Raw genomic sequence first — 12,881 nt, forward strand, 5'->3', positions numbered from 1 at the left:
CCTGCTTTGGCGCTCTCCTCTCTATCGGTTGCCTTATTTGCGATCGTCGAGATCTTCAAACTCAGCGTCAACGACGTTGTCGTCTTTCGCTTCCGTCTGCGTCTCTGCACCTTCAGCACCTTGCTGTTCAGCCATGTTCGCGTATACTTTTTGCGTCAACTCTTGCACGACGTTCGACAATTCGTCTTTCGCCGTACGGAGGGCTTCGAGGTCTGTGCCTTCGAGTGCCGTTTTCGCTTTTTCTTTCGCAGCTTCAGCGCGCTCTTTGTCCGTAGCGTCGACTTTGTCGCCGAGGTCTTTGATCGCCTTGTCCGTTGCGAAGACGAGTTGGTCTGTCTCGTTGCGGAGTTCAGCTTCTTCTTTACGTTGTTTGTCAGCTTCCGCGTTCGCTTCCGCTTCTTTTACCATACGCTCGATTTCAGCCTCGTCGATCCCTGAAGACGATTGAATCGTGATGGACTGTTCTTTGTTCGTACCGAGGTCTTTCGCCGATACGTGAACGATTCCGTTCGCATCGATGTCGAATTTGACTTCGATTTGTGGCACGCCACGTGGTGCCGGCGGAATGTCCGTCAACTGGAAGCGACCGAGTGTCTTGTTGTCTGGTGCCATCGGACGTTCCCCTTGGAGGACGTGGATGTCTACCGCTGGCTGGCTGTCAGCCGCCGTCGAGAAGACTTGTGATTTCGAAGTCGGGATCGTCGTGTTGCGATCGATCAACTTCGTCATCACGCCACCCATCGTCTCGATACCGAGCGAGAGCGGAGTCACGTCGAGAAGGACGACGTCTTTGACGTCACCGGCAAGGACGCCACCTTGGATTGCGGCACCGAGGGCGACGACTTCATCCGGGTTCACGCCTTTGAACGGCTCTTTCTTCGTGAAGTCGTGAATCGCTTTTTGAACCGCTGGGATACGTGTCGAACCACCGACGAGGATGATCTTGTCGAGGTCAGACGGTGTAAGACCTGAGTCTTTCAACGCGCGGCGAGTCGGCTCCATCGTGCGCTCGACGAGGTCGGCTGTCAACTCTTCGAATTTCGCACGTGTGAGTGTCGTTTCAAGGTGAAGCGGACCAGCTGCTCCGGCCGTGATGAACGGAAGGCTGATGTGCGCGCTCGTCACACCAGAAAGGTCTTTCTTCGCTTTCTCGGCTGCATCTTTCAAACGTTGAAGCGCCATCTTGTCTTGAGCGAGGTCGATGCCGTTCTCTTTTTTGAATTCTGCTACGAGATAGTCGATGACTTTTTGGTCAAAATCGTCACCACCGAGACGGTTGTCCCCTGCTGTTGCGACAACTTCGAAGACGCCGTCGCCAAGTTCGAGAATCGAGACGTCGAACGTACCGCCACCGAGGTCATAAATCAAGATCGTGTGGTCTTCACCTTTATCGAGACCGTAAGCGAGTGCAGCTGCCGTCGGCTCGTTGATGATTCGTTTGACGTCGAGACCGGCGATTTTCCCTGCATCTTTCGTCGCTTGACGCTCCGCATCGTTGAAGTAGGCAGGTACAGTGATGACTGCTTCCGTCACCGTTTCACCGAGGTAGTCTTCTGCATCTTTTTTCAATTTCTGCAAAATGATTGCCGAGATTTCTTGCGGTGTGAACTTCTTACCGTCAACTTCGACCGTATGCGACGTTCCCATGTGACGCTTAATCGATTGAATCGTGTTCGGGTTCGTGATCGCTTGACGTTTCGCTACTTCTCCGACTTGACGCTCTTCGCCTTTGAATGCGACGACAGATGGTGTCGTACGGTTCCCTTCTGCGTTCGAGATGACGACTGCTTCGCCACCTTCCATAACTGCCACACATGAGTTCGTTGTACCTAAGTCAATTCCGATAATTTTACCCATTGTCTATTCCTCCATCTAATTAAGTAATGTTATTCTGAGACTTTTACCATGCTCGGACGAATGACGCGTCCGTGCATCGTGTACCCTTTTTGAAGCTCCATCGTCACGATGCCCGATTCGAACTCATCGCTCGGCTCTTGCATGACCGCTTGATGATAGTTCGGGTCGAACGGTTGGCCAACCGCTTCAATCACTTCGACGTTCTCACCGTTCAAGACGTCGAGTAACTGGCGGTGAATCATGTCGACGCCCGCTTGAATCTGCTTGGCGTCGTCCGAAGTCGCCTCGACTTGGAGCGCGCGCTCGAAGTTATCGATGAGCGGAATCAACTTCTCGACGACCGTTTGTGACGCGAACTTCACGCGTTTCGCGTTCTCTTCGTTCGTCCGACGACGGAAGTTATCAAAGTCCGCACGGATGCGGAGCTCGCTCGCTTTGAGTGCGTCGATTTCTTTTTGTAAATCCGTCCCTTCAGAAGTTTCTTCCACAAACTCAACATTTGAAACCTCTTCTGCTTCGACAGCCTCTGTCTGTTTCGGATCAAAATCTTTTTCTTCGAGCACTTCTTCTGGTTCAGGCCCGTTTTGTTTGTCAGTTGTCATAATGAGGCTCCTTTCCATCACTCTTCTAATTTCGTTCGCCTTAACGCCTCAATGATTTGTCCCATCATTTGGACACCGTGTCGATAGTCCATCCGGGTCGGTCCAATCATGGCGATTGTCCCGAACGTCTTCCCGTCGAGCGTATAGTCGGACGTGATGACGCTACAATTTTGAAGCGCGACGATGCCATTCTCGCTACCAATGCTCACATAAATCTCGCGGTTTGGCAACGATTCGAGCCAGTCGGTCAACCGTTCCTGTTCATCGATCCATTCGAGGAACGGACGCAACGTGTCGAGCGTCTGAAACTCAGGTTGGTTGAAGATGTTCTTCTTCCCCCCTAGATATAGCGAAGCAGGATGTTGGACTTCGACGGTCGATTGAATGAGTTGCATCATGAACTCAAATTGTTCCTGGTGCGCGAGTCGAAGTTTGGCCACTTCTTCCCCGATTCGGAACTTTAGCTGACCGAGTGGAGTCCCTTTGAGACGATCGTTCAAGAAACGAATCGTCTGTTCGACCAAGTCAGGCGCCATCGGAGAGTCGAATACGACCGTCCGATGTTCGACGTGGCCTTGATCGGTCACGATCAAGACGACGCCGCGCCGTTCGTCGAGCGGCATCAAGTCGATTCGGGCCAGGCGATTCATCTGGCTGTTCGGACCGAGTGCCACCGTCGTATAGTTGGTCAAATCAGAGAGCAGGTCAGCGGCTTGACGGATGAGCACTTCCGACTCTTGGGCCGAAGCGCGCAGTCGTTCACCGAGACGATACGTCTCGCGCTCGTCGATGATTTTCGTCTCGACGAGATGGTCGACATAATACCGATAGCCGATTTCGGACGGGATTCGTCCGGCCGACGTATGCGGCTTTTCAATCAAACCCATGTCTTCTAAATCGGCCATGTCGTTACGGATCGTCGCCGAACTGAATGATAAGTCATCCCGCTTCGATAACGTCCGCGACCCGACCGGTTGAGCCGTCTGAATATAATCATCGATGATCGCTCGTAAAATGAGCAATTGTCTCTCTGTCAGCACAACATCACTCCTCTCTGAAGGATTGGCCTCGCTTTATTAGCACTCATATTTACTGAGTGCTAATCACACTTCAAATATTATCATGTTCTCCTTATTTGTCAATTCATTTGGCTCATTTTTTCCAGTCCGTTCAAGCGTTCGGATATGCATGTTTCGTCAACATTCGGTATGATACGAAATGAGGTGATTAGATGTTTACAACACAACAATTCGACGTATTCACGCAAGACGGACTCGACGCCCGGATGGCCGGGATCCGCTCAGAGATTCAACCGCTGTTTCACCGGATTTATGACGAGGTCGGGCCTCAGCTCGAAGCCGACGTCGGCATCCCGCTCTATTTACATGTCGCCAAGCATGCCCGCCGGACGGTCAATCCGCCGAAGGACACGTGGATGGCGATTTGCCATGACAAACGCGGCTATAAGAAACATCCCCATTTCCAGGTCGGCTTATTCGACGACCGCGTCTTCGTCTGGCTCGCCTTCATCTATGAGATGCCGAACAAGGAAGCAATCGGCCGCCGGCTTATGGCACTCGACTTCAAATCGGATTTCCCTGACTTCCATATCGCCGGGGACCATATGAAGAAAGACGCGTTTTTAATCGAGGATATGTCAGCCGAATCGATTGAGACGATGACGGAACGCTTCGCGACCGTGAAAAAAGCTGACTTCTTAATCGGCCGCCAACTTCCGGCCGATGCGTCGATCCTTCAAAACGAAGCCGCCTTCCTGGCGCTCGTCGAGGATACGTTCAGCCGGCTCATGCCGATTTATCGCGACCTCGTCTTATAAACAATCAAGGGCGGACCCAAGTCGGGTCCGCCCTATTTTTATGATAATGAAGGTTGATCGTGAGCGTCATTCACACGCGCTTCACCGATGAAGGCCGCGAACGCCTCATTGGCGAGCGGGAGTCCCGACTCGGTCAAGCGGACGTGTGTGTCCGTCGTCTCAATCAACCGCTTCGCCTCGAGCTCCGTCAAGACGTGCCCGAACACCGAACGCATCGATACACCGTACTTCGACTCGAACGTCGCAAACGACACGCCTTGGCGCATCCGGAGTCCGAGGAACAGTTCTTCTTCCATCTTCTCGAATATCTCGAGCGTCGTCGTATTGCGGACCGGTAACCCCTCCGCTTTGATATAGTGCGGAATCGGGGCGATGTTCGCCCGACGTTCCCCGTTCAAATAACTGTGCGCGCCGGCGCCGAAGCCGTAATACTCTTCGTTGCGCCAGTACACTTGGTTATGACGGCTCTCCCGTCCTTCAAGGCTATAGTTTGAAATCTCATATTGTTTCAATCCACGCCGTTCGAGCGTCTCCATCACTTTCAAATACATCGCGACTTCAATGTCCTCGCCCGGAAGGCGCAGCTTCCCTTTTCGCTCTTGAATCGCGAACACGGTGTGCGGCTCGAGAATCAACGAATAGGAAGAAACGTGTTGAATCGGGAGCTCGAACGCCAAGTCGAGGTCGCGCTCAATCTGCTCGAGCGTCTGTTCCGGCAACCCGAACATCAAGTCAATCGAGATGTTATCGAATCGCTTCGCAGCTTCCGTCACGGTCGCAAACACGTCATCGGCCCGGTGCGTCCGTCCGATGCGCTCGAGTCCGCCGTCGTCGAACGTTTGGACGCCGAAACTGACGCGGTTGACCCCTCCTTGCTTCATCGTGTCGAGTTTCTCCGCACTGACGAAGTTCGGGTTCGCCTCGACCGAATACTCCAAATTTGGAGACGCGAGCGGGAGCAGATGACGCGCGACCATATCCATGAGTCGTTTCATCTGCGCCTCATTGAGCGCCGTCGGTGTCCCACCGCCGATAAAGATCGTCTCGATCGTATCGGTCGGATATTGTTCGAGCGAGAGGATGATTTCCCGTTCAAGTGCATCTAAATAGTCATCAACCGGTTGGTTCTTTAAGAACACCTTGTTGAAATCACAGTAATAACAAATATGTTCACAAAATGGAATGTGAAGATATACGGCTTTAGCCATGGCGGCCACCCCTTTCTTCTCTTCCATTTATAACGCTTTTCACGCCGAGACGCCACTCTGCACGTTCAATCGAACCGATGAATGAACAGACCGCTCTTCAGTTTCGGTTCGAACCACGTCGATTTTGGCGGCATTTGACCGTTCTCGTCGGCGACGCGCATCAGCTCTTCCATCGCCGTGGCATGACACGTCAATACGACGACGTCATCACGTTCAGCCAAGTCGGCGAGACGTTTCGGTGCGTCCTTGCCGCCGATGAAATCGATTCGGTGATCGGTGCGAACGTCCGTGACGTGAAAATACGGTTCGAGCACATCCCGTTGCAGCGTCGCGACGTCGAGCGACGTCGTCGTCTGCAGTTTTTTGAGCATGAAATGCTCGCCCCGGTAAGACAAACCGAACGTGCCCCGCTCGTTCGGGACATACAAGGCAGGGACCGACTCGAGGTCATACGATAAATCCAGACTTTCGAGCAGCACCATCACTTCTTCTGTGTCCACTTGATTCAAGATCCGGTGATATGGCAAAATCGTCAGCTCATCGCTCGGGAACAAGACGCCGAGGAAGTGGTCCCGCTCTTGTTTCGATTCCCCTTCATGAATCGGGCTCCGTGCGACGACGGCTGCGGCTTTGGCCCGGTGATGCCCATCGGCGATATAGATGGCCGGAATGCTGGCCCCGAGCATGATGACGCGTGCTTGATGCTTGGATGGCACGGCATAGCCTTCATGGATGACACCTTCACTGTCCGTGAAGGCAAACAACGCCTCTCCTGTCGTCGCGTCGTCCAAGATGCGACGCAACCCTTCGTCCGGCGCGTGGCTCATCAAAATCGGACCCGTGTGCGCTTTCGTCGCCGATACGTGCTCGACGCGTTCGCGTTCTTTCGCGGCACGGGTGTGCTCATGAATCTTGATGCGACCGGCCTCATAATCGGTCACCGAGAATGTGGCGACGAGCCCTGTCTGGACACGCCCTTGATCGATGAGTCGGTAAACATAAAACCCGTGGGTCCGTTCGGTCAACTCGCTCTTATAAAGCCGTTCGAGCTCATGACGGGCTCGTTGTCCCCACGCCTCGAGCGGCATGTCCGCTGTGAACACTTCTGGTTTATCGACCGCAAGGAACGAGTCGGGACGCAGTTTGACGTCTTCACGTGCTTGTTCGACGCTGACGATATCGTACGGGTCGGCTGCGACGTTCTCGGGATGGGTTGGCATGTATGGGGCAAACGGTTTGAATACGACCATGATCATTCCTCCTTAAAATTCGCGGACGCGCATGACGCCCTCGATGTCGTACAGGGCGTGCACAGATAGCGTCTCGTGTTTATGGTTGTCGATGTCGATCAACGTATAGGCCACGTCGTTGCGGCTCCGGTTGACCATGTTATCTATATTGATTCCGTTCTCGGCGAGCCGGCTGGCGATTTGACCGACCATGTTCGGGACGTTCAAATGGAGCACGGCCAAACGCCGCTTGCCGACGTAAGGGAGTTCCGTGTTCGGGAAATTGGCCGAGTTTCGGATACTACCGGTCTCGAGATACAGTTTGAGCGTATCGACGGCTTGGATTGCACAGTTCACCTCAGACTCGTGGGTCGATGCGCCGAGGTGCGGGAACGCGACGACTTGCGGATGTCCGAGCAGCACTTGTTTCGGGAAGTCGGTGATGTATGTCGCCACGTTGTCATCGAGCGCTTCTAACAAATCGGCGTCATTCACGAGTTCACCCCTCGCGAAATTCAAAACGGTGGCGCCCGGTTTCATCTGCTTGAACCATGTCGCATCAATCATGTGGCGCGTGTCATCCGTAAGCGGCATATGAATCGTCAGGATGTCGACGTCGGCGAGCAACTCGCTCAACTGATTCGCCCGTTTCACTTGTTGTGAGATATTCCAGGCCCCGTCGACCGATAAGTGCGGGTCGTACCCGATGACGTCGATGCCGAGATGGAGCAAATCGTTCGCGAGCGACGCCCCGATTGCACCGAGACCGACGATGCCGACGCGCTTGCCTCGCAGTTCGGAACCGACGAAACGCCGTTTCTGTTGTTCCATCGCTTCTTCGAGCGATGTCTGATCGGCAAACGTGTGATCGTTGACCCAGTTCGCCCCTTCCAAAATCGGACGGACCGATAACAGCATGCTGGCGAGCACGAGTTCTTTGACCGCGTTCGCATTCGCGCCCGGCGTATGGAACACGACGACCCCTTGACGGGCGAGCCGGTCGAGCGGGATGTTGTTCACGCCGGCACCGGCCCGGGCGATGGCGAGCAAGTAAGGCGGGATGTCCGCCTGATGGACGTCATGGCTCCGAATGACCCAGGCGTCCGCTTGTTCGGCGTCATTTACGGCATACTCGCTCGGCTCGAAACGCCGTAACCCGTCTTCTGCGATTTGATTATACGTTTTTATATGAAACATCTTGTCCCTCCTGTTCAAACTCATGCATCACATCGATGAGACGCTTCACGCCTTCGAGCGGCATCGCGTTGTATAGACTGGCTCGCAGGCCGCCGACCGAACGGTGACCCCCGAGCTCGATTAATCCGCGTGCCTCGGCGAATCGTTGAAACGCCCGGTCCGTCTCGGCATCCCCGGTCGTGAACGGGATGTTCGTCAGCGACCGCTGCTTGCCCGAGACGACGGCATGAAACATTGGCGATGCATCCAAGGCGTCGTAAAATAGACCACTCTTCTCGACGTTGCGACGTTCCATCGCCTCGACCCCGCCTTCTCCCTCGACCCAGGCGAGCACGCGCTCGGCGACGTATAGACTGAACGTCGATGGAGTGTTGAGCAGCGTATCGACGTGCTTGCTGTACGCGAGGTATGACGGCAAGTCACGGTCGACAATCAAATCGCGACGGATGATGACGAGCGTCAATCCGGCCGGCCCGATATTTTTTTGGGCACCGGCATATAATAGCCCATAGCGCTTGACGTCAATCGTTTCCGCCAAGATGTTCGACGAGACGTCGGCGACGATCGGGACGTCCGTGTCCGGCAGTTTCGTATAGCGCGTCCCTTCAATCGTGTTGTTCAACGTCACATGAAGATAGTCGACGTCTGAAATCGTCTCTGGCCATGCGGGAAGGTCTCGATACTTGACCGCTGCCGAACTGCCGGCGACGACGACGTCACCGTAGTGTTTCGCATCAGCAATCGCTTTTTTCGACCAAATCCCGCTGTCGAGATAGGCGAAGCGCCCCGACTCGCGCAGGTTCATCGGCACCATCGAGAATTGTAGGGTGGCACCGCCTTGTAGAAACAGGACGGCATAGTCGTCAGGAATCTGCATCAATCGCCGCAGTCTCGCCTCGAGCTGCTCGACGATTGTGGCGAACGTGTCGGAACGGTGACTCATTTCGACGATGGACACCCCTTGTTTATAGGAAAGAAACTCGGCTTGCACTTCACGTAAGACCGGTTCCGGCAAGACGCCCGGCCCGGCTGAAAAATTATAGATCACCGCCACTCCTCCTCTATTTCTCTGTAAGTACGTACTATTCCGTGCCTGACGTGCCGAATCCTGCCAAATGACAAAAATCGCCCTTATCCGGAGATAAGGGCGAACGATTATTCTTCGTCCATCGACAAGACGGACATGAATGCTTCTTGTGGCACTTCGACGGAACCAACCATCTTCATGCGCTTTTTACCTTCTTTTTGCTTCTCGAGCAATTTACGTTTCCGCGAGATGTCACCACCGTAACATTTGGCGAGGACGTTCTTACGGAGTGCCTTGATTGTCGAGCGGGCCACAATCTTCGTTCCGACTGCTGCTTGAATCGGCACTTCGAACTGCATCCGCGGGATGAGTGCTTTCAGCTTCTCGACGATGACCTTCCCACGTTCGTAGGCGAAATCACGGTGCACGATGAAGCTCAAGGCATCGACGAGCTCGTTGTTGAGGAGGATATCCATCTTGACGAGTCGCGACGGACGATAGCCGATCAAGTCGTAATCGAGCGACGCATAGCCTTTCGTGCTCGACTTCAACTGGTCGAAGAAGTCGTAGACGATCTCACTGAGCGGGATGTCGTACGTGATTTTGACGCGGGTCGTGTCGATATACTGCATATCGATGAAGCTACCGCGTTTCTTCTGACAGAGCTCCATGATGGCACCGACATAATCGTTCGGTGTCATGATGGCCGCTTTGACGTATGGCTCTTCAATCAATTCAACTTTTTGCTGTTCTGGCATCTTCGACGGGTTGTCGACGTGGATGACGTCCCCTGCTGTCGTCGTGACGTGATAGATAACCGACGGTGCCGTCGTAATCAAATCAATGCCGAATTCACGCTCGATTCGCTCTTGAATGATTTCCATGTGGAGCATGCCGAGGAATCCGCTCCGGAATCCGAATCCGAGTGCCTGTGACGTCTCCGGCTCGAACTCGAGCGCCGCGTCCGACAACTGAAGCCGTTCAAGTGCTTCACGCAAATCGTTGTACTTCGCCGCGTCAATCGGATAGAGACCGCAGTATACCATCGGGTTCATCTTCCGGTAACCCGGGAGTTGTTCCGTCGAAGGGTTTTTGGCGAGTGTGATCGTATCACCGACACGAACGTCGCCGACCGTTTTAATCGACGCCGAGAGCGTCCCAACGTCGCCGACATTCAATTCTTTCACCGATAACGGTTTCGGTGTCGAGACGCCGAGGTCCGTGACTTCAAACGATTTGCCCGTCGACATCATTTGTACCTTGTCTCCGACTTTGACCGAACCGTTAACGATTCGAATCGAAGCGACGACGCCGCGATAAGCGTCATAATACGAGTCGAAAATCAACGCCTGAAGTGGCGCTGACGGATCTCCCGTCGGTGCTGGGACGAGTTCGACGATCTGTTCGAGAATCTCTTCAATCCCGATTCCCGCTTTGGCCGAAGCCGGTACGGCATCACTCGCATCCAAACCGATGACGTCCTCAATCTCTTGACGGACGCGTTCGACGTCCGCAGACGGCAAGTCGATCTTGTTGATGACCGGGATGATTTCAAGGTCGTTATCAAGCGCGAGATAAACGTTCGCGAGCGTCTGGGCCTCGATGCCTTGCGCCGCATCGACGACGAGGACAGCCCCTTCACATGCTGCGAGTGAACGTGACACTTCATACGTGAAGTCGACGTGTCCCGGTGTATCGATCAAGTGAAGGATGTACTCTTCTCCGTCTTTTGCGGTATAGTTCAATTTAACGGCGTTCAACTTGATTGTAATCCCACGTTCCCGTTCGAGATCCATCGCATCGAGCGTCTGTTCTTTCATTTCACGCGCCGTGAGCGCACCAGTTCTCTCGAGAATCCGGTCAGCGAGCGTCGACTTCCCATGATCGATGTGAGCGATGATGGAAAAGTTCCGAATCTTCTTCTGACGATTCTCTAATTCTTGTTTGTTCATATATGGGTTCACCTATCCTTCTCATGCATACCGTGTCATTATATCAAAATCCTAAGTTAATGTGTACGACCTACTTCAACAATACCACATATAGTTTTCAGAATAATCATCAAGTGGTTGCTTTTCGAATAAGCGTTTGCTACAATTGTGCTTGTTCTGTTGAATGATTACTTGAAGTAATAAGAACATACACTTTCTTGTTTCAGGGGGTGACAAAACAATGGCAAACATCAAATCAGCAATCAAACGTGCAAAAACTTCTGAAAAGCGTCGCGTCGCGAACTCGCAAGAGAAAGCAGCAATGCGTACAGCAGTGAAACGTGTTGACGCTCTCGTACTCGAAGGAAACAAAGAAGCTGCTCAAGAAGCTTTCGTCCTCGCTACGAAGAAAATCGACAAAGCTGCAGCAAAAGGTCTTATCCACCAAAACAAAGCTGGCCGTGACAAATCACGTCTTGCAGCTCGCATCGCAGCTCTCTAATTAGAGACTAAAACGAAACAGCCGCCTCCATTAGGAGCCGGCTGTTTTTTGGGTTCGCATGACGTAATGGGTCCCGATTTCAGGAATCTCGAACGGTTCGCCCACGACGACTAGCCCGTTCCGCTCATAAAAACGGACTGCCACTTCTCGGGCGTTGCACCACCACGACTCATTGACCGCTTCATGCAACGCCTGTAAAAACGACGAGCCAATCCCTTGACCAGTAGATGTCGGGTCAGTCGCCATCCCTCTGAGTTGGTACGGCACCGTCTGACCATCGAAGTCACGCCCCACTTCCATCACGGTCGCGATGGACACGACACGTCCATCTTCGACCCAGGCGAAGTGACGCGTCGTCTCCGCGTCATCCCCTTCAAAATAACACGTCTCCACCGGCAAACCGGGCCGCAACACTTCATGCCGAAGCGGAATCACCGCTTCTAACCCTACTTCCTGTAACCCCATGTCCTCACCTCACAGTAATGTCAATTGGCAGACGAGCGTATCAAACACGATCTGCTTGTCACCCCGTCCCGTCTTCATTGCCTCATCCGCGTCGGCAATCAATGTCAGTGCCCGTCCGAGCTGAGCCTCGGAGAAATTCCGGCTCGCTTGCGAGGCCAGTTTCACCGTATACGGATGCGCCCCGATTTTCGAGGCGATTTGCTTCTCGCCATACCCCTTCTCCGTCAGCTGTTTCGCGAGATACATATTCCGGTACTGTCGCGCGAGGAGTGCTAACAAACCGATCAGCTCTTGACCTTGCTTCTCTAAATCACGGACGAGCCGAAGCGCCGCATCCGCACGACGGGCCACTAAGAATTCGGACAGTTGGAACACGTTGTCTTCGAGTGTCCGCGGGACGAGATCGTTGACGATATCAATCGGAATCTCTGCCCCTTCACTCGCGTACAGTTGCAACTTCTCGAGCTCGCGGACGAGTTTGCCCCAATCATCCTGACAGAGGAACAACAGCCGTTCGACGGTCGCCCGCTCCATTTTTTGGCCGCGCCGGTTCAGCTCGTCGCCGACGTAGCGCATCAGCTCCGACTGGCTCGGTTTTTTCGCTTCGAGCACGATGGCCCGCTCTTTTAAGCGCTTGACGACTTTTTTCCGTTCGTCGAGCTTCTCCGCTTCGATAATAAAGACGAGTACGGAATAAGGCGCTGGTTGTAACGCGTATTCGGTCAATCGCTCGACGTTTTGCTTTTGCTTCTCTTTTGCCCCCGTCAAGAACTGCGCTTGTTTGACGATGACGGTCCGATACTCGCTAAAGAACGGTACCGTCTCCGCCTCATCGAGCGCCGTGTCGAGTGACGTCTCGTGCAAGTCGAGCTGCATGACATCAAAGTGGTCACCAGATGGGTTGGCCGCTTTGATGATGGCCCGCTCCCACGTCTCTAGCAAATATTTTTCTGTCCCAAACAGGACGTACACGTTCGACAACTTTCCGTTATGCAGCCACGGTTCATTCAAAACACACACCACTTT

The 12,881-nt window shown here is 53.6% G+C and carries 12 protein-coding genes; 2 read left to right on the plus strand and 10 right to left on the minus strand.

Features of this window, described 5'->3' with window-relative positions; all coding sequences use genetic code 11:
• Positions 1-33: 33 nt before the first annotated feature.
• The 3 genes from dnaK to hrcA are packed head-to-tail and all read right to left on the minus strand — an operon-like array spanning position 34 to position 3,499.
• Positions 34-1,857, minus strand: a complete 1,824-nt coding sequence (gene dnaK / locus KNP95_RS01300) for a molecular chaperone DnaK (protein ID WP_029595211.1) — start codon at positions 1,855-1,857, stop codon at positions 34-36.
• Between the two features lie 29 nt (positions 1,858-1,886).
• Positions 1,887-2,459 (minus strand): nucleotide exchange factor GrpE, encoded by a 573-nt coding sequence (gene grpE, locus KNP95_RS01305; protein WP_029595210.1) that lies wholly within the window; start codon positions 2,457-2,459, stop codon positions 1,887-1,889.
• A 17-nt stretch (positions 2,460-2,476) separates the two neighbouring features.
• Positions 2,477-3,499 carry a heat-inducible transcriptional repressor HrcA gene (gene hrcA, locus KNP95_RS01310; protein ID WP_029595209.1) on the minus strand — a complete coding sequence of 341 codons (1,023 nt, stop codon included), beginning with the start codon at positions 3,497-3,499 and terminating at the stop codon, positions 2,477-2,479.
• A 191-nt stretch (positions 3,500-3,690) separates the two neighbouring features.
• Here hrcA and KNP95_RS01315 point away from each other — a divergent pair, with 191 nt between their 5' ends.
• Entirely contained in the window at positions 3,691-4,296 is a 606-nt protein-coding gene (locus KNP95_RS01315; protein WP_214756530.1) for a DUF1054 domain-containing protein, read from the plus strand.
• Between the two features lie 38 nt (positions 4,297-4,334).
• On the opposite strand, the gene hemW is transcribed toward KNP95_RS01315, so the two are convergent.
• The 5 genes from hemW to lepA form a co-directional block, all read right to left on the minus strand.
• Positions 4,335-5,504, minus strand: coding sequence for a radical SAM family heme chaperone HemW (hemW, locus tag KNP95_RS01320; RefSeq protein ID WP_131471284.1), 1,170 nt, complete (start codon positions 5,502-5,504; stop codon positions 4,335-4,337).
• Positions 5,505-5,569: 65 nt separating this feature from the next.
• Complete coding sequence (locus KNP95_RS01325; RefSeq protein WP_214835169.1) at positions 5,570-6,754, minus strand: DUF1015 domain-containing protein; 1,185 nt, start codon at positions 6,752-6,754, stop codon at positions 5,570-5,572.
• A 12-nt stretch (positions 6,755-6,766) separates the two neighbouring features.
• Positions 6,767-7,930: a 3-phosphoglycerate dehydrogenase family protein gene (locus tag KNP95_RS01330; protein WP_214835170.1), complete on the minus strand. Its 1,164-nt coding sequence runs from the start codon at positions 7,928-7,930 to the stop codon at positions 6,767-6,769.
• Entirely contained in the window at positions 7,908-8,984 is a 1,077-nt protein-coding gene (gene serC, locus KNP95_RS01335; protein WP_214835171.1) for a 3-phosphoserine/phosphohydroxythreonine transaminase, read from the minus strand. The genes KNP95_RS01330 and serC overlap by 23 nt, the downstream gene beginning before the upstream one ends.
• Before the next feature lie 101 nt (positions 8,985-9,085).
• Positions 9,086-10,909 (minus strand): translation elongation factor 4, encoded by a 1,824-nt coding sequence (lepA, locus tag KNP95_RS01340; protein WP_021065662.1) that lies wholly within the window; start codon positions 10,907-10,909, stop codon positions 9,086-9,088.
• 220 nt (positions 10,910-11,129) lie between these two features.
• Between lepA and rpsT the strand changes: the two genes are divergently transcribed.
• A complete protein-coding gene (rpsT, locus tag KNP95_RS01345; protein ID WP_021065661.1) occupies positions 11,130-11,390 on the plus strand; it encodes a 30S ribosomal protein S20 in 261 nt (86 codons plus the stop codon).
• Positions 11,391-11,420: 30 nt separating this feature from the next.
• On the opposite strand, the gene KNP95_RS01350 is transcribed toward rpsT, so the two are convergent.
• Complete coding sequence (locus KNP95_RS01350) at positions 11,421-11,855, minus strand: GNAT family N-acetyltransferase (RefSeq protein WP_029595202.1); 435 nt, start codon at positions 11,853-11,855, stop codon at positions 11,421-11,423.
• Positions 11,856-11,864: 9 nt separating this feature from the next.
• Positions 11,865-12,875, minus strand: a complete 1,011-nt coding sequence (gene holA / locus KNP95_RS01355) for a DNA polymerase III subunit delta (RefSeq protein WP_235045161.1) — start codon at positions 12,873-12,875, stop codon at positions 11,865-11,867.
• Positions 12,876-12,881: the final 6 nt, after the last annotated feature.

The organism is Exiguobacterium sp. s36, from assembly GCF_018618345.1.
Lineage (GTDB): Bacteria > Bacillota > Bacilli > Exiguobacteriales > Exiguobacteriaceae > Exiguobacterium > Exiguobacterium chiriqhucha.